Source organism: Saccharothrix hoggarensis (assembly GCF_052936025.1).
In genome coordinates, this window is sequence record NZ_CP193624.1 from 2481402 (window position 1) to 2499231 (window position 17830).

The 17830-nt window shown below is 71.7% G+C and carries 11 protein-coding genes; 3 read left to right on the forward strand and 8 right to left on the reverse strand.

Annotated features, from left to right (window positions below):
* Positions 1–29: 29 nt before the first annotated feature.
* The 4 genes from ACRAKH_RS12000 to ACRAKH_RS12015 form a co-directional block, all read right to left on the reverse strand.
* Entirely contained in the window at positions 30–770 is a 741-nt protein-coding gene (locus ACRAKH_RS12000; RefSeq protein ID WP_380730509.1) for a GntR family transcriptional regulator, read from the reverse strand.
* 107 nt (positions 771–877) lie between these two features.
* Complete coding sequence (locus tag ACRAKH_RS12005; RefSeq protein WP_447009813.1) at positions 878–2347, reverse strand: ricin-type beta-trefoil lectin domain protein; 1470 nt, start codon at positions 2345–2347, stop codon at positions 878–880.
* A gap of 199 nt (positions 2348–2546) precedes the next feature.
* Positions 2547–6410 (reverse strand): discoidin domain-containing protein, encoded by a 3864-nt coding sequence (locus tag ACRAKH_RS12010; RefSeq protein WP_380729329.1) that lies wholly within the window; start codon positions 6408–6410, stop codon positions 2547–2549.
* Positions 6411–6602: 192 nt separating this feature from the next.
* Complete coding sequence (locus ACRAKH_RS12015; protein WP_380729331.1) at positions 6603–6776, reverse strand: hypothetical protein; 174 nt, start codon at positions 6774–6776, stop codon at positions 6603–6605.
* Positions 6777–6931: 155 nt separating this feature from the next.
* Here ACRAKH_RS12015 and ACRAKH_RS12020 point away from each other — a divergent pair, with 155 nt between their 5' ends.
* Positions 6932–9364 carry an NB-ARC domain-containing protein gene (locus tag ACRAKH_RS12020; protein ID WP_447009814.1) on the forward strand — a complete coding sequence of 811 codons (2433 nt, stop codon included), beginning with the start codon at positions 6932–6934 and terminating at the stop codon, positions 9362–9364.
* On the opposite strand, the gene yjfF is transcribed toward ACRAKH_RS12020, so the two are convergent.
* The 4 genes from yjfF to ACRAKH_RS12040 all read right to left on the reverse strand — a co-directional run bounded on the left by yjfF (position 9365) and on the right by ACRAKH_RS12040 (position 13980).
* Complete coding sequence (gene yjfF, locus ACRAKH_RS12025) at positions 9365–10321, reverse strand: galactofuranose ABC transporter, permease protein YjfF (RefSeq protein ID WP_447009963.1); 957 nt, start codon at positions 10319–10321, stop codon at positions 9365–9367. It lies immediately after the preceding gene.
* Positions 10322–10410: 89 nt separating this feature from the next.
* A complete protein-coding gene (locus ACRAKH_RS12030) occupies positions 10411–11373 on the reverse strand; it encodes an ABC transporter permease (RefSeq protein WP_447009815.1) in 963 nt (320 codons plus the stop codon).
* The gene (locus ACRAKH_RS12035) at positions 11370–12878 is read right to left on the reverse strand and encodes a sugar ABC transporter ATP-binding protein (RefSeq protein ID WP_447009964.1); all 1509 of its coding nucleotides are present in this window, start codon (positions 12876–12878) and stop codon (positions 11370–11372) included. The genes ACRAKH_RS12030 and ACRAKH_RS12035 overlap by 4 nt, the downstream gene beginning before the upstream one ends.
* Positions 12879–12975: 97 nt before the next feature.
* Positions 12976–13980, reverse strand: coding sequence for an ABC transporter substrate-binding protein (locus tag ACRAKH_RS12040; RefSeq protein ID WP_447009816.1), 1005 nt, complete (start codon positions 13978–13980; stop codon positions 12976–12978).
* Positions 13981–14208: 228 nt separating this feature from the next.
* Here ACRAKH_RS12040 and ACRAKH_RS12045 point away from each other — a divergent pair, with 228 nt between their 5' ends.
* Together ACRAKH_RS12045 and ACRAKH_RS12050 are read left to right on the forward strand one after the other, a co-directional pair.
* Entirely contained in the window at positions 14209–16413 is a 2205-nt protein-coding gene (locus ACRAKH_RS12045; RefSeq protein WP_380726276.1) for an immunoglobulin-like domain-containing protein, read from the forward strand.
* A gap of 213 nt (positions 16414–16626) precedes the next feature.
* The gene (locus tag ACRAKH_RS12050; protein WP_380726278.1) at positions 16627–17613 is read left to right on the forward strand and encodes a LacI family DNA-binding transcriptional regulator; all 987 of its coding nucleotides are present in this window, start codon (positions 16627–16629) and stop codon (positions 17611–17613) included.
* Positions 17614–17830 lie beyond the last annotated feature (217 nt).

The following is a 17830-nucleotide window of genomic DNA, read 5'->3' on the forward strand; positions in this document are numbered from 1 at the left end:
CGGGCGTGACCTGCGCAATGTCCGGACAATCAGCCGAGGCGAGCGGCCTTCGACTCGGTGATCACCGCGTACCGGTCACCCCGCACCAGCGTGTGCCGCCACTCCACCGCGCGCCCCCGTGCCCGCCCGAGCCGGTGGATGGACAGGCACGCCACGTCCGGGCCGCAGCCCAGCAAGGCGCGCTCGGCGGACGTCGGCACGACGGCCTTGATCGTCTCGCGGCTGTGGTCGAGGCGGACGCCGGTCCGCTCCGCCAGCACCGCGTACAGGCTCGTGCGGGTGAAGTCGGCGTCGAGCAGGGGCGCGGCGAGGTCGGCGGGCAGCCACACCCGGTCGATCGCCAGCGGCCCGCCGCCGGCCAGCCGCAACCGCTCCAGGTGCACCAGCGGCGTGGAACCCTCCAGGTCGAGCTGGTCGGCGACGACGCCGTCCGCCCGCACGTCGAGCACCCGCACCACGCTGCGCTGCTCCAGCCCGGCCGCCTCCACCGACGCGAACAGGCTGTGCAGCGTGTCCAGCGGGTGCTCCACGTCGGCCGCCGGGCTCACCCTCGGCTGCCGGCCGCGCTCGGCGACCACCAGGCCGTCCGCCCGGAGCCGCTGCAACGCCTGGCGCACGGTGTGCCGGCTGACCCGGTAGTCCTCCACCAGCGCGAGTTCGCCCGGGAAGCCCGCCGCGAACTCCCCGGACCGCAGCCGGGCGACCAGGTCGTCCTGCAACTGCCGCCACAGCGGCACGGCGCCGGACCGGTCGAGCGCGCGCGTGGTCATCCGGACCTCCTCTGTCCGGCTCAAATGTACGGACCACGCCCGCCGCCGCACGCCGGACGGGCGGGTGCGCGTGGTGCGCACCCGCCCGTCGCGTTCCGCGACGACGGCTACCCGCGCCGCCACTTCTGGTTCGCGCCGCCGGTGCACTCCCACTGCTGCAACGGCGTGCCGCTGCCGCCCCACGAGGTCACGTCGACGCACTTGTTCGCCTGCGGGTTGACCAGGTCGCCCGCGCCGCTCAGCACGAACTGCTGGGCCGGGTTGCCGGAGCAGCGGGCGAGCTGGATGGCCGCGCCGTTGTCGCGCGAGCCCCACGCCACGTCCATGCACAGGCCGAACGCGCGCACGGTGCCGTCACCGGGGAAGGTCCAGTTCTGCGCGGCCGTGCCGTTGCAGTCCCACAGCTGCAACCGCTGGCCTTCGACGGCGTTCGAGTTCGGCACGTCGATGCACTTGTCCTGCCAACCGATGATCCGGCTCGTGCTGCCGCCGCCGGTGGTGGTGAGCTGGAGGCCGTACACGCCCAGGATCTCGTTCAACGGCTGGAACAGCGTCGTGCCGCCGGTCGAGCAGTTGCCCGACCCGCCGGACGTGACGCCCTGCGCCTGGTTGCCCGCGAGCCACGCGCCACCCGAGTCGCCGCCCTCGGCGCACGCGGTGGTGGACGTGAGGCCGTGCACGAGCCGGCCGGAGTAGTTCACCGTGACGTTCTTGGCCTGGATGGTGCCGCAGCGCCAGCCCGTGGTCCGGCCGGACCGGCACACCGACGCGCCGACGCCCGCCTCCTGCGACCCGGCGACGGCCACGCTGCCGCCCGCGTAGTTGTTCACGTACGGGGTCGGGGTCCAGTTGCTGTTGGTGCGGACCCACGCGTAGTCGTTCTCCGGGAACGACGACCCGGCGAACGTGCCCTGGCTGACGCCGTTGTGGCCCGACGTCGGGCTGCCCGTGCCGCCGCAGTGCCCGGCGGTGACGAACCCGCCGTTGTTCACCGAGAACCCGACCGAGCACAACGTGTTGCCGTTGATGACGTACTGGTCGCCGCCCCGGATGTCGTAGAGCGGGCGCGGCGCGTCGGCCGACGCGACGGACCGGGCGTCCACTCCGGCCTGTGCCGCGAACGCCCGCGCGGCGGACGTGGTGCGCGCCCGGACGACCACGGAGTTGGTGGCCGGGTCGACGTACCAGGAGTGGACGTCCGGTCCGACCTGGGCGCGGTCGAGCGCGTTCTTGGCGTCCAGCAAGGACTTCTCGCTCTTGGCGACCTTCACCGGCGACGCGCCGGCGGCCCGGACCGCGGCGGCGTCGGCCGGGTCGACGACGCCGACCTTCAACCCGCCGTCGTACCAGGCGCCGCCGAACCGCTCGCCCAGCCGCGACCGCAACGCGCGCTCGACCGGGACGGACGCGGCCTCGGCGGCCTGGTGCACGGCAGCCCGCGCCGGGTCCCAGCCGAGGTCGCGCGCCAGCGCGACGTGCAGGGCGTCGGCGGACGGCGACGCGGCCTGGGCCGGCGCGGGCAGGACGACGAGCGCGGCGGCGACCACCGCCGCGCAACTCTGCGCGATCAATCTCACGACAGCTCCTATGCAGGGGTGAGGAGAGGTGTGAGAGCGCTCTCTCGGCATAGCTTCGCAGGTGGTCCAGACCGCCGTCAACGGCTGCGGAACAGATGAGCACCAGGAATCCGAGCGGTCGTCGCCGTGACGCGGACGGGCCGGGCACGACGAGGCGCCGCCCCGGGGGACGGGGCGGCGCCTCACCCGACGTCGTGCGTCAGGGGCTGACGGTGATGGTGAACGTGCTGGTCCGGTTGCGGATGTTCTCGACGTTGTCGCTCAACCTGAGGTTGTTGAAGGTGACCGCGCCGACCGCCGGTCCCTGCCCGACCTCCGGCATCTCGTTCGCCCACACGCCGATGCCGGACTTGTGCTGGTACTGGTCGCCGCTCAGCCTGGCCCCGGAGATCGAGACGTTCGTCAGGACGGTGTCCTGGATCGGGTTCTCCGGTGTGGACCCGGTGTACTTCGTCTGGAACATGATCCCGGCGTACGTCGGGTCGACGATGTCCACGTCGGCGACCCGGATGCCGCGGAACGGCTTGGAGGCCGAGAACATCCAGATGCCGGGGAACGTCTGCCCGTTCCAGAAGTGACCGCCCGTCCGCACCAGCGTCAGCCCGGTGAACGTGGTGGGCTCCGGCCCGAAGCCGTTCATGGGGTAGCCGAAGTCCAGCGAGCTGATCGTGACGCCCGAGTACGTCAGCGTGTCGGCGATGTAGATGTTGCGGAACGTGTTGAGGAAGCCGCCGTACACGGCGAGCCCGGCCGCGCGCCACGTCGTCAGCGAGGACAGGTTCTCGTACACGTTGTTCTTCTCGTCCGCGCCGCCCGCGTCGATCGCCGAGAACAGCGCGAAGCTGTCGTCACCGGTCGAGCGCGCCTCGATGTTGGCCACCCGGTTGTCCGTGCTGCCGTTGGTCATGTTGACGCCGTCGGCGAACGTGTTGCGGATGCGGGAGTCCTTGATCGTCATGAAGTCGGTGTTCGCGCCCCAGTACAGGCACACCACGTGCTCGGCCCAGATGTCCTCGATCGTGATGTTCGAGACGTTGGCGAAGTCGAACACCTTGCCGGGGCCGTCGATGCGCGAGACGTAGTTGCCGAAGAACGCGAACCCGCTGAACGTCGACCCGTTCACCGACTGCTCGGCCCGGAAGCCCGCGTCGGTGTTCTCCTGCGTCGTCGGCACGACGAACTTCGTGAACCACGGTCCCGCGCCGACCACCCGGATCGGCTTGCCGTACACCTGGAACTTCTGCGTGGTCGTGTACGTGCCCGCCGGCAGGTACACGCCGAGGAGGTTGCCGCTGGTGTCCATGCGGAACCGGTCCAGCGCGTTCTGCACGTCCTGGTGGCCGAACCCGGTCGGCGTCAGGTACCGGGCCGGGTCGGGGTTGCCCCGCGCCACCGCGTTCTCGAAGTTCACGAAGTCGATGGCGTAGTTGGTGGTGTTCGCGGCGTCCTTCTGGAGCTTGATCCTCGTGCCCGCCGGGAACGTGCCGTTGAGCATGACGTTGGCTTCGTCGTAGATGTGCCGCGGACCGCCGGCGCCCGGCGAGTTGCCGGGGTTCGCCTCGTTGCCGTAGAGCCAGATGTGCCGCGACGTCAGGTCGATCGCCTTGTGGAACGTCCCGTTGACGTACACGTTCAGCGTGGCGTTGATGCCGCCACCGCCCGGCGCGTCCGGGATGGAGAAGCGGGTGACCAGCGTGTTGGTCGGCCCGTTCGTGGTGAACTCGACCGACGAACCCGTGCTGTTCAACGTGACCGCGCGCCGGCCGGACGCCTCGCCGGCGAGGTCGCCGATGGTCCGGTTGGGGCCGATCTTCGCCGCGCCGCCCGCCGTGACGCCGTCCTCCGCCTCGACGTGCTGCCACGGCACGTTCGCGCCGCGGCCGACGAACAGGGGCGAGGTGGTGACGTTGTTCGCCTGGCGCGCCGCGATCTCGTTGGCGTCGACCGCGATCTGGGTCCGCACGGTGTACTTGCCGTTGGCCGCCGGCCACGGCCCGAGGGTGATCTGCGGCGCGGACTGGCCGGGCTGGATCGTGCCGGTGTGGCTGCCGGTCAGCGTCCGCACGGTGGCGCCCGTGGTGGCGTCGAGGACGGTGACCGTGACGCCGTGCGCGCCGCTCGCCGAGGCGATCGAGCCCTCGTTGCGGAGCACGACGGCGAAGGTGACGTTCTGGCCGTTGGCCGGGTTGCCCGGCGTCCAGCTCGTCGTGCCGACCAGGTCCGAGCTCGGCACCGGCGTGACGACCAGGGCGCTCGGGTGCAAACGGGCGTTGTTCGCCTCGTCCTGCTCGACGACCTTCTTCGCCTCGTCCACCTTGGCGGTGTACTGGTAGGAGCCCGAACCGCGCGGGCCGACGTTCGCCGTGACGGTCGCCGACGCGCCCGCCGCGAGCGCGCCGACCTGGGCGGCGCCCACGGAGGTGTCGCCGAGGAAGAAGGTCACGTCGGTCGCGCCGGACGCCGCCGTGCCAGCGTTGCGCACGGTGGCGGACAGCGTGAGCGGGTCGGTCTCCACCGGGCTCGCCGGCGTGAACGACGTCGTGGTGACGGTCAGGTCCGGGTTCGGCGCGGCCACGCCGAACACCTGGAACTCGGCGACCTGGCCGCCGGGAGCGCCGGTGTTCGCGGTGATGCGCAGCCGGACGTCCGCGACGCGCGCGGTCAGCGGGATCGTCACCGCGTTGCCGGACGCCGGGTTGAACACGTAGTCCCGCGCCGCCACCAGGGTGGTGAACGCCGTGGCGCTCTGCTCCCGGCCCAGCACCTCGATGTTCTGCGTGCGCGTGCTCCACGCCGCCGCCGGGTCGAGCCGCAGCACGACCGAGCTGAGGTCGGAGTTCGACCCGAGCTGCGTGGTGAGCGTGTTCGGGTAGGTCGCGCCCTCCCAGTACGTCGTGACGTTGTCGTCGTTGGCGTTCGTGGCGACGAACGTGAACGTGTGCGAGGACGCGGTGATCGGCCTGCCCTTGGCGAGGTTCGTGCCGGGGGCGGGCGAGCCGGGCCGGGTGACGGAGTTGCTCGCGGCCGACCGGTTGCCCGCCGCGTCCTTCGCGATCACGTGGTACGTCACCGCGAGCCCGTCGGGCTGGGTGTCGGTGTACGTCAGCACGGTGCCCGCGACGCTCGTGCGCAGCACGCCGTTGGCGTAGACGTCGTACCCGGTGACGCCGGTGTTGTCGGTCGACGCCGACCACGTCAGCCTGATCTGGCCGGCCTGCGGCGACGTGTAGGCGAGGTTGGTCGGCGCGGAGGGCGGCTGCGTGTCGCCGCCGGTCGGGCCGTGCACCTCGAACTCGGCGATCTGCCCGGCGGGCCAGCCGGTGTTGCCGGTGATCAGCAGCCGCAGGTACCGGGTCGTGGTGGCGGTGAACTGGATCGTCACGGTGTTGTTGGTGGCCGGGTCGAACGTGTGCCGGGTGGACGGGACCAGGTCGCCGAACACCTGGCCGTCCGCGCTGTGCTGCACGGCGAGCGTCTGGGTGCGCGCGCCCCAGCCCGACGTCGGCAGCTTCAGCACGACCCGGTCGACCTTCACCGACGCGCCGAGGTCGGCCCGCAACCACTGCGGGAACGCGTTGTTCGCGCTCTCCCAGTACGTGGCCTGGTTTCCGTCGCCGGCGTTGGGCGCCTGGTAGACGTCGTTGTGGCTGCTCGCGGTGTAGGTCGCGGAGAGCGCGGCCGCGGCGGCGACGGCCTGGCGGACGTCGATGTCGGCGACCCGCGTGCCGGCGACGCGCACGTAGCGGACGAGCGTCGGGTCGAAGTCGAACGTCAGGTCGTTGCCCTCGGCGGGGTCGAACGTCCGCCGGTCGGCCGGGACGAGGGTGGCGAAGCCCTTGCCGTCCACGCTGGTCTGCACGGCGAACGTCGGGTCCTGCCGGTCGCCGTCCTCGGGCATCGCCAGGCGGACCTGGTCGATGCGCGTGGGCCGGCCGAGGTCGAGGAGGTCGGTGGTGGCCGCGGGGGCGCCCTGGGCGGTAGGGGAGACCAGGGTGAACGCGGCGAGGGACAGTGCGAGCAGGGAGGCGGTCAGGCGTGAACGAGCACGTGTCGTCGGTGACATCGGCGTGCTGGCCCTTCTCGTTAGGGCAGTTCCCAGGGATTGTCAGAAAATTCCGGTGAGCTGTCGAGTTCTTGCAAGACTGGCTCGAAGGGTTGCAGAGCGCCCTGGGGAAGTCAACGGTCGGACACGACGAAGGCCGCCCCTGGCGTGGGGGCGGCCTTCGCGGCAAGGCGTCGGTGACCGGCTCGGTGACTAGGACGCCTTGCGCTTGGCGGCGAGCGTGCCGATCAAGCCGACGAGCGCGACCGGCAGGCCGACCAGCGGGAGCAGCGGTATCCCCGCCACCAGCCCGATGCCGTTCAGCAGCACCCCGAGGAGCAGCAGCGCCCTCCACGCCGCCGCGCCGTTCCCGTCCTGTCGCACCACGTCGACCCCTTCCGCTCAGCCTGGCCGAAAGCTAGGCCGCGCGAGCGTCGCCCCGATACCGGCCGCGGACGTTTCGCCTGGTGGGAGAACGTTCTCCGGTCCCCGCTCCGGGCCGGTGCGGGGAACTAGACTTCGATCTTCCGGGGAGGTGGCGGGTGAGCGACCCGAAAGCGGCGTTCGCGCAGGCGTTGACGAGGCTGCGGGAACGCGTGCCCGACGTGTCGGACGAGGCCGTCGCCCGGCGCGCGAGCGCGGTCCTGCTGCCGTCCGGGCGACGGGTCGCGGTGAACGCCCGGCGGCTGGGCGAGTGGATCGGCGGCCAGTCCGTGCCCCGCGACTTCGACGCCGTGCTGGCCGTCGGCCTCGCCACCGGCGGCGTGACGCGGGTGGACGCGCTGCGCGCGCTGTGGCGGGCCGCGCACCAGGAACGCCGTGCCACCCCGAAGTCCGGGCGCGTGGTCGTCGGCCGGCCGCCCAGCGACGCCGCCGCCCTGCGGGACCGGACCGGGCCGTCCGACGCGATCGACGCGGCCCTGCGCGACGACGACGTCCGCCAGGTGCTGCTCACCGGACCGGGCGGGGTGGGCAAGTCCCAGCTCGCCGCGGCCGCGTTCCACCGGGCGTCCGCCGACGTGCTGGTCTGGGTCGGCGCGGGGACCAGGCAATCGGTGCTCACCGGGTACGCCCGCGCGTGGCGCGTGCAGGTGAAGGCCGACGCGGGCGGTGACGACGAGGCCCAGGCCGACCTGTTCCTGGCCTGGCTGCGGTCCACCACCACGTCGTGGCTCGTCGTGCTGGACGACGTGGACGACCCGGCGGAGCTGGCCGGGCTGTGGCCCGCCGGTGACGCCGGCCGCTGCCTGATCACCACGCGCCGCCGCGACGCGTCCCTCCTGCGCCCGGACGCCCGCGTGATCCCCGTCGGCATGTTCGACCGGGACGAGGCGACCGCGTACCTGTCGGCCCGGCTGTCGGTCGACCCCCGGCACGAGCCGGCCGAGCTGGCCGCCCTCGCCGACGCCCTGGGCCGCTTCCCGCTGGCGCTGTCCCAGGCCGCCGCGTTCCTCATCGACTCCGGCGTCGACGTGCCCGGCTACCTCGCCCTCCTCGCCGACCGCCGGCAGCGGGTGGCGGACCTGTTCCCGCCGTCCTCGCCCGCCGACGAGCACGGCGGCACGGTGGCGGGCGCGGTGCGGCTCGCGCTGGAACGCGCGGAGTCGTTGGCCCCCAACGCGGTCGACGTGCTCGGGCTGGTGTCGGTGCTCGCGCCCGACGGCATCCCGGAGGCCGTGCTGCTCGACGGCGGGCGCAACCTGCCCGCGCTGCGGGCCCTGCACCGGCTCAACCTCGTCACCCACCACGGCCGGGTCGAGGCGCACGCGCTCGTCCAGCGCGCGGCCCGCGACCTGGTGCCCGACCTGGCCGCGGTCGCCGTGGCGGCGGCCGACGCGATCGAGCGCGAGTGGGCGACCGCCGACCCCGACACCGGGGCGGCGCTGCACCGCAACGTCGAGGTGCTGCGGTCGGTCGCGGGGGAGCACCTGTGGGACGGCGGCATGCACCCCGTGCTGCGCCGGGTGTCGCGGCACCTGGCGGGCATCGGCCGGGCCGCCGCGTCCCGCGACGTCGCGGAGGAGCTGCTGGCCCGTGCCGTCGAGCCGCGGGACGTGCTGCACCTGCGCACGGAGGCCGCCAGGGCGGTCGGCGACCTCGGCGACACGGCCACCGCGCTGGCGCGCCTGGGGGAGATCCGCGCCGCCGCCGAGCGCGACCTCGGTCCGACCGACGTCGACACGCTGTGGGCGCGGATGTACCAGGTCAGGTTCCGGATGGAGTCGGGGCTGATCGAGACCGCGCTCGCCGAGCTGACGTCGCTCGTCGCGAACTGCGGCCTGCCCGCCGCGCACCCGCTGCGCGTGGACGCCGAGGACGACCGCACGTTGTGCCTGGGGCTGGCCGGCGACTTCGCCGGCGCGCGCGACGCGGCGATTGCGCTGGTCACCGTGCTGCGCGAGGAACTGGGGCCGCGGCACGCGCGGACGTTGCGGGTGATGCTCAACGTCGGCCGGTGGGTCGGCGAGACCGGCGACGTGCGCGGCGCCGTGGCTGTCTTCCGGGAAGCGGCGGAAGGGCTGGCGGCGGTGGCCGGGCACGGGCACCACGACACGTTCATCGCCCGGCACAACCTGGCCTACTGGCGTGCCGTGGCGGGCGACCTCGACCAGGCGATCGCCGAGTTCGAGGCCGGCACGGCGGAGGCGGAGACGGCCCTCGGCGCGGGCCACCCGACCACGCTGACCTACCGCTCCAACACGGCGTTCTGGCGCGGGGTGGCGGGCGACCCGGAGGCGGTGGGGGACCTGGCCGCCCTGCGCCGGGTGGTCGAGGCCGTGTTCGGCCCCGACCACCCGCGCGTGCTCCGGATCAGGCAGCAGCGCGCCGACCTGCTGCACCGCGCGGGCCGGCGCGAAGAGGCCGTCGCCGAGCTGAACGAGGTGCTGGCCGAGATGTCCCGGGTGCAGGGCGCGAACCACCCGCGCACCCGGGAAGCGGCCGACCTCCTGGCGGGCTGGGAGAGCCCGCCCTGATCACGTCTTCCGGACGATGACCCGCTGCAACGCGATGAACGCCAGCAGCAGCCCGCCGATGACTATCTTCGTCCACCACGACGACAGCGTGCCCTCGAACGAGATCAGCGTCTGGATGGTGCCCAGCACGAGCACGCCGACCACCGAGCCGATCACGAACCCGACGCCGCCGGACAGGAGGCTGCCGCCCACGACCACCGCGGCGATCGCGTCCAGCTCCATGCCCACGGCGTGCAGGCTGTAGCCGGACAGCATGTACAGGCTGAACAGCAACCCGGCCAGCGCCGAGCAGAACCCGCTGATCACGTACACGCCGATCTTCACGCGCGCCGTGGACAGGCCCATCAGCCGCGCCGACGACTCGCTGCCGCCCACCGCGTACACCGTGCGCCCGAACCGGGTCAGGTGCAGCACGTACACCGCGGCCAGCACGGTCACCAGCGCGATCACCACGCCGTAGGTGATGGTCACCCCGCCGGGCAGCTCCACCGAGCCCGTGGCCAGGTCGCGGAACGTCTGGTCCTTGATGGACACCGACTCCACGCTGATCACGAAGCACAGGCCGCGGGCGAGGAACATGCCCGCCAGGGTCACGATGAACGGCTGCACGCCGAACCGGTGGATGATCCACCCCATCGCCAGGCCGAGCCCGGAGCCGACCGCGAGCACCACGAGCACCGTCAGCCACGCGGACCACCCGGCCCGGAGCATCGCCGCCGCGATCATGGTCGACAGCGCGACCACCGACCCGACCGAGAGGTCGATGCCGCCGGTGAGGATCACGAAGGTCATCCCGACCGCGAGGACGATCAGGAACGCGTTGTCGATGAACAGGTTCGCCATCACCTGTCCGGAGGCGAACCCCTCGTACCGCGCCGAGCCCACGCCGAACGTCGCCACGAACACCACGAAGGTCGCGATCACCGGGAGGAACCGCGACGGCACCCGCACGGCCATCCCGCCCGGTCCGCGGCGCGTGCCGGAGGGCTTCGGGGCCGGGGCGGTCAGCACCGCGGTCTGGTCCTCGGCTCCGCCGATGGTGTGCTTCACGCCGTCACCCCTTGCCTCACCCGAATCCGAACCGGCGCCTGCATCAGGCACACCGCGATCACCACGATCGCCTTGAACACCAGCGTGATCTCCGGCGCGATGCCGATCGTGTAGACCGTCGTGGTCAACGTCTGGATGATCAACGCGCCGAGCAGCGTGCCGGTCAGCGAGTACCGGCCGCCGGCCAGCGACGTGCCGCCGATGACGACGGCCAGGATCGCGTCCATCTCGATCCACAGGCCGGCGTTGTTGGCGTCGGCCGCGCTGACGTTGGAGCTGATCATCAACCCGGCGACGGCCGCGCACAGCGCGGCGAACACGTACACCGTCCAGATGATCGTCCGCGCCCGCACGCCCGCCAGCCGCGACGCCGCCGGGTTCACGCCCACCGACTCGATCAGCAGGCCCAGCGCGGTCCGCCGGGTCACCAGCGCCACCAGCCCGAGCACCGCGAGGCTGATCAGGATCGCGATCGGCAGCACCAGGAACCCCGCGCCGACCTGTCGGTAGGTGTCGTCGTTCACGGTGATGATCTGGCCCTCGGTGATCAGCATCGCGACCCCGCGCCCGGCGGTCATCAGCACGAGCGTGGCGATGATGGGCTGGATGCCCAGCACCGACACCAGGAACCCGTTCCACAGCCCGAGCACCGCGCACAGCGCCAGCGCCAGGCCCATCCCGACCCACGCGTTGCCGCCGGAGGCGATGTAGGTGCACGTCACCGCGCCCGCGATCGCCGCCACCGCGCCGACCGACAGGTCGATGCCGCGGGTCGCGATCACCAGCGTCATGCCCAACGCGATCAGCAGCGTCGGCGCGCCGTTGCGCAGGATGTCGATGAGGCTGCCGAACAGGTGCCCGTCCTGGAGCCTGATCGAGAAGAACGACGGTGTCACCACCACGTTCAGGATCAGCAGGGCGACCAGCGCCAGCACCGGCCAGAGCAGTCGGTTCTTCACGACGCCACCGCCTTCACACCCGTGTCCACGCCGTGGTCGCCGCCGCCGGCGATGAGCGCCATGACGTCGTCCACGCCCGCCGCGCCGTCCAGCTCGGCGACCTTCTGCCGGTCGCGCATCACCACCACCCGGTCGGACACGCGCACCACCTCCTCCAGTTCGGCGGAGATGAACAGCACGGCCATGCCCTCCGCGGCCAGGTCGGCGACGACCTTCTGGATCTGCGCCTTCGCGCCGACGTCGATGCCGCGCGTCGGCTCGTCCAGGATCAACAACTTCGGCTGGGTCACCAGCCACCGCGCCAGCAGCACCTTCTGCTGGTTGCCGCCCGACAGGTTCCCGACCGCGCGGTCGGGGTCGGCGGGCCGGATGTCCAGCAGGTCGATGTACTTGGCCACCAGCTCGTCGGCGAGCTTGCGCGGCACCGGCCGCGCCCAGCCGCGCGCGGCCTGCATCGCCAGGATCAGGTTGTCCCGCACGCTCAGGTCGGCCACGATGCCCTCGGCCTTGCGGTCCTCCGAGGAGAACGCGACACCGGCCTCGATCGCCGCCCGCGGCCCGGTCAGCCGCACCGGCTTGCCGTCCACGAGGACCCGGCCGGAGTCGGCCTTGTCCGCGCCGAACAGCAGCCGCGCCACCTCCGTGCGGCCCGAGCCGAGCAACCCGGCCAGCCCGACCACCTCACCGGACCGGATCTCCAGGTCGAACGGCGCGACCGACCCCTTGCGCCCCAAGCCCTCCGCGACCAGGAAAGCCTGGCCGGGCTTGCCCGAGCGGCGCTCGATCTCCTCCAGCAGGCCCATCTCACGCCCGAGCATCGCCGACACCAGGTCGATCCGGCTCAGCGCGGCCGTCGGGTGCTCGCCGACCAGCCGGCCGTTGCGCAGCACCGTGATCCGGTCGGAGATCTCGTAGACCTGCTCCAGGAAGTGGGTCACGAACAGCACCGCCACGCCCTCGTCGCGCAGCACCCGGATGATCCGGAACAGCTCCGCGACCTCGTCGGCGTCCAGGCTGGACGTCGGCTCGTCCAGGACGAGCACCCGCGCGTCCACGGCCACGGCGCGCGCGATCGCGACGAGCTGCTGCACGGCGATCGGGTGGCTCTCCAGCACCGAACCCGGGTCGATGTGCAACCCGATCCGGGCCAACAGCTCCGCGGCCCGCGCGCGCATCCGCTTGCCGTCGATGCGGCCGAGCTTCCGCGGCTCGCGACCGAGCAGGATGTTCTCCGCCACGGTCAGGTTCGCGCACAGGTTGACCTCTTGGTACACCGTGCTGATCCCGGCGGCCTGCGCCTGCGCGGGCCCGCCGAACGACACGGGCTCGCCCGCGTAGCGGATCTCCCCGGCCGCGAGCGGGTGCACCCCGGTCAGCGCCTTGATGAGCGTCGACTTGCCCGCTCCGTTCTCACCCATCAACGCGTGGACTTCACCGGGGAACAGCCGGAAATCCACCCCTTGCAGGGCCTTCACCCCGGGGAACTCCACTGAGATGCCCCGCATGTCCACGACCGGCTCGGTCACCGGACAACTCCCCTCACACGACTGGGTGCGGTCCCCGCCACCACACCCGGAGGGTGGCGGGGACCGCGGCTCGGTATCAGTACTTGCGGTTGGGGAGCTCGGTCTTGGCCTGCTCGGTGGTGAACGTGCCCTCCTCGGTCACGACCCGCGGCGGCACCTCCTCGCCCGCCACGACCTTCTTCGCCAGCTCCATCAGCTGCTTGCCCAGCAGCGGGTTGCACTCCACGATGAAGTTGATCTCACCGGCGGCCAGCGCGGTCATGCCGTCCTTCACCGCGTCCACCGTGATGATCTTGATGTCCTTGCCCGGCACCTTGCCCGCCGCCTTGATCGCCTCGATCGCGCCCAAGCCCATGTCGTCGTTGTGCGCGTAGACCACGTCGATCTGCGGCACCGACTTCAGGAACGCCTCCATGACCTGCTTGCCACCCGACCGCGTGAAGTCACCGGTCTGCGTCGCCACGATCTTCAGGTCCGAACCCGCGATCGCGTCCTCGAAGCCCTTCTTGCGGTCGATCGCCGGCGCCGCACCCGTCGTGCCCTGCAGCTCCACGACGTTCTTCGCACCCGCCGCGTTGGCCTTCAGCCACTCACCGGCCTTCTTGCCCTCCTCGACGAAGTCGGAGCCGAGGAACGTCTTGTACAGCGTGCTGTCGTCCGAATCGATCGCCCGGTCGGTCAGGATCACCGGGATGTTCGCGCGCTTGGCCTCCAGCAGCACCGTGTCCCAACCCGTCTCCACCACCGGGCTGAACGCGATCACGTCCACCTTCTGCTGGATGTAGGACCGGATCGCCTTGATCTGGTTCTCCTGCTTCTGCTGCGCGTCGGAGAACTTCAGCTCGATCCCCGCCGCCGCCGCCTCCTCCTGGATCGACTTCGTGTTCGCCGTGCGCCAACCACTCTCGGCGCCCACCTGCGCGAAGCCCATCGTGATCTTGCCGTCGTCGTTGGCGGCGGTGCCCGACGACCCGGCGTCCCCGGATCCACCGGAACCGCACGCGGTCAACGCGGCCAACAGGACCGCGGCGGCGGCGGTCGTGATCTTCTTCAACACTGGTCTTCCTCCGTGGGAACCCATGACACTGACGGGGCGGCGAACCGCGTGACGGTGGTCACCTGGGCCACAAGAGTGAACGCTCACAATCGGCCAGTCAACCCCTTGGAAACGTCAACTTCGCATCCTTGACACGTTTGTTAGCTAGCCATATGTTAGCGCTCACTTTTTGTGACTCAGCCCACGACGACCCTTCACAGGCCCTGTTCACGCGCGGCCGCGCGCCGCGCGCAAGACGAGAGCGACATCCTCATGGTCTCCCTTCGTCATCGTCCACGCCCCGCGGCCGCGGTGCTCGGCGCGGTGCTGTTCGCGGCGGTCCTGACCGCCTCGCCCGCCTCCGCCACCGACGGGCTGGTCCTGCACTACCCGCTCACCCAGACGGGCGGAGCCGTCGCGGTGGACGCCTCCGGCGGAGGCCGTGACGGCGCCATCGTCGGCGACGCCACCCCGGCCGGGGCCGAGGGCCTGCACCTGGGCGGCGTCAACGGGCACGTGAAGCTGCCCGACCACGTCCTGCGCGGTCTGACCGACATCAGCGTGTCGGTACAGGTGCGCATCGCGCCAGACCAGGCGACTCCCTACTTCGTGTACGGCCTGGGCAACTCGTCCGGGACCTCGGGCAACGGCTACATCTTCACCACCGGCAACGCCTACCGCACGTCCATCGCCACCGGCAACTGGTCGACCGAGCAGACCGTGTCCGCCGGGCGCAACCTCGCCCGCGGCGTCTGGAAGACCCTGACGTACACGCTGGCGGGCGGCACCGCGGTGCTCTACGAGGACGGCGTCGAGGTCGCCCGCCGGACCGGCGTCACGACCACCCCGGCGATGATCGGCGGAGGCTCCACCACCGCCAATTACCTGGGACGATCCGTCTACAGCGGGGACCGCTACCTCAAGGGCGCGGTCCGCGACTTCCGCCTGTACAACCGGGCTCTGACCGCCGCCGAGGCGCACGCGCTGGGCTTCGTCGCGGACGAGGAGAAGGGCCGGCGCGACCTCGCGGCCATCGACCTCGGCGACCTGTCCGCCGTCACCGCGAACCTGGCGCTGCCGGTCACCGGGCCGTACGGCTCGACGATCACCTGGCAGTCCGGGGACCCGTCGGTCGTCTCCGCCGCGGGCGTCGTCACCCGGCCCGCGGCCGGCAGCCCGCCCGCGACGGTCACGCTCACCGCGACCGCGTTCGGGCAGGCCAGGGAGTTCCAGGTGACCGTGCGCCCCGAGCTGACCGACGCCGAGAAGGTCGCCGAGGCGGCCGCCGCGCTGACCGTGTGGGACGCGGACGACATCCGCGGCAACATCACCCTGCCCACCGCGGGCCTGCACGGGGTCGAGGTGTCGTGGAAGTCGACCAGGAAGAAGGTCGTCACCGAGACCGGCGAGGTCACCCGCCCCGAGCACGGCGCGAAGCCCGAGCGGCTGACGCTCACCGCGACCGTCCGCAGCGGCGAGGAGCAGGCCAAGCGCCGCTTCGACGTCACCGTGACGCCGAAGCCCGCGCGGCAGGACTACGAGGGGTACCTGTTCGGCTACTTCACCGGCGAGGGCACGGCCACCGGCGAGCAGGTGTACTTCGCGGCCAGCCGCGGCAACGACGCCCTGCGCTGGGACGAGCTGAACCAGGGCAAACCCGTCCTCACCTCGTCGTTGGGCGACAAGGGCGTGCGCGACCCGTTCATCATCCGGTCCCCGGAGGGCGACAAGTTCTACCTCATCGCCACCGACCTGAAGATGCACGGCAACGGCGACTGGGACCTCGTCCAGCGCAAGGGCAGCCGGCACGTCGAGGTGTGGGAGTCCACGGACCTCGTGACCTGGTCGGAGCAGCGCCACGTGCTCGTGTCGCCGGAGACGGCGGGCAACACGTGGGCGCCCGAGGCGTACTACGACGAGTCGATCGGCGCGTACGTCGTCTTCTGGGCGTCCAAGGTCTACGCCGAGGACGACCCCGGCCACACCGGCGACACCTACAACAAGATGCTGTACGCGACGACGCGCGACTTCCGCACGTTCAGCGAGCCTCGGGTGTGGGTCGACCCCGGCTACTCGGTGATCGACTCGACCGTCATCAAGCACGGCGACGAGTACTACCGGTTCACCAAGGACGAGCGGAACAACACGTCCACGACGCCGTGCAGCAAGTTCATCCTGGCCGAGAAGTCCACCGAGCTGCGCGACACCTCCTACGACTTCGTCGCCGACTGCATCGGCAAGGGCTCGATCAACCAGGGCGAGGGCCCGACGGTGTTCAAGTCCAACACCGAGGACCGCTGGTACCTGTTCATCGACGAGTTCGGCGGACGCGGCTACGTGCCGTTCGAGACCACGGACCTCGCCTCCGGCCAGTGGCGGCTCGCCACCGGCTACTCCCTGCCCAGCCGACCGCGGCACGGCACCGTGCTGCCGGTGACCAAGGCCGAGCTCGACCGCGTCCGCGCCGCGTTCCCCTGACCGGACGTCGCCGCGCGTCCCGCGTCGCGGGAAAGGGCGACATTCCGGTCGGGCTGACGCGTCCTGACCTCTCCGGAACGGTCCCTGGTGGACAATGGGACGGCGGGCGACAGGGCTGGGAACAGCCCCTGTTATCGCTAACATCACGTGTGGCGCAATGTTGACAGTGGAGATGGGGCGGAAGTGGAGCACAAGACCTCGCGCGATCCCGCGATGACGGACGTCGCCCGGCTCGCCGGGGTCTCGCACCAGACGGTGTCACGGGTGCTGAACGGGCACCCGAACGTCCGGGAGCAGACCCGGCTGCGCGTGCGCGCGGCGATCGCCGAGTTGGGCTACCGGCCCAACAAGGCGGCCCGAGCGCTCGTCACGGGCAGGTCGCAGCTGATCGGGGTGGTGGCGCAGAACTCGACCCTCTACGGCCCCGCGTCGCTGCTCGCCGCGTTCGAGGAGGCGGCGGCGGAGGCCGGGTTCGCGGTCAGCGTGGGCCGGGTCAACGTGCTGGACCGCAACTCGATCTCGGACGCCGTCGAGCGCCACCTCGACCAGCGGGTCGCCGGGATAGTGGTCATCGCGCCGACCGCGTCGGCCAACGAGGCCGTCGGCGAGGTGTCCGCGGGCATCCCGCTGGTCACCGTGGACGGCGACCCGGAGCGCTCCACCCCGTTGGTGACGGTCGACCAGGCGGCGGGCGCGTTCGCGGCGACCCGCCACCTGCTCGACGCGGGCCACCACACGGTGTGGCACGTGTCGGGGCCGGCGGACTGGTTCGACAGCGCGGGCCGCATAAGGGGTTGGCGGTCGGCGCTGGAGACGGCCGGGATGGAGGTGCCGCCGGTCGTGCCGGCGGACTGGAGCGCGTCCTCCGGCTACCGCGCGGGCCAGATGCTGGCCCGCATGCCGGAGGTCACCGCGATCTTCGCGGCGAACGACCACCTGGCGCTCGGCATCCTGCGGTCGATGAGCGAGCGCGGTCGCCGGGTGCCGCACGACGTCAGCATCGTCGGGTTCGACGACGTGCCGGAGGCGGCGTACTTCATCCCGCCGCTGACGACCATCCGACCGGACTTCCACGCGGTCGCCAAGGAGACCCTGGAGCTGCTGCTGGCCCAGGTCGGCGACGGCGAGGTGGGCGCGTCCCAGCGCACCGTCGCGCCGGCGCTGGTCAAGCGGGACAGCGTCGCTCCGCCCGCGGAGTGATCGCGGCCTACCCGTAGGGTGGGCGTCGCCGGACCCCGGCGGCGCCCACCCGCGTGCTTTTGCGCCCGAATGCGGCCCGCGCCGGGCGCGATCGGCCCTACGCTTGACCTGTGAGCCCGGTCCCGGCGCGGGCGCTTCCAGCCTCACGTTTTGTGCACGCTCACGTCCCATTCAAGGCCACGTTGCAGGCGGGTCTTGACGCCGCGAATGTTAGCGA

Bases quoted from the DNA above. Each gene is read 5' to 3' on its own strand.
- ACRAKH_RS12000 (WP_380730509.1), bottom strand. From the start codon at position 770: ATGACCACGCGCGCGCTCGACCGGTCCGGCGCCGTGCCGCTGTGGCGG.
- ACRAKH_RS12010 (WP_380729329.1), bottom strand. From the start codon at position 6,410: ATGTCACCGACGACACGTGCTCGTTCACGCCTGACCGCCTCCCTGCTC.
- yjfF (WP_447009963.1), bottom strand. From the start codon at position 10,321: ATGGCCGTGCGGGTGCCGTCGCGGTTCCTCCCGGTGATCGCGACCTTC.
- ACRAKH_RS12035 (WP_447009964.1), bottom strand. From the start codon at position 12,878: ATGCGGGGCATCTCAGTGGAGTTCCCCGGGGTGAAGGCCCTGCAAGGG.
- ACRAKH_RS12040 (WP_447009816.1), bottom strand. From the start codon at position 13,980: ATGGGTTCCCACGGAGGAAGACCAGTGTTGAAGAAGATCACGACCGCC.
- ACRAKH_RS12045 (WP_380726276.1), top strand. From the start codon at position 14,209: ATGGTCTCCCTTCGTCATCGTCCACGCCCCGCGGCCGCGGTGCTCGGC.
- ACRAKH_RS12050 (WP_380726278.1), top strand. From the start codon at position 16,627: ATGACGGACGTCGCCCGGCTCGCCGGGGTCTCGCACCAGACGGTGTCA.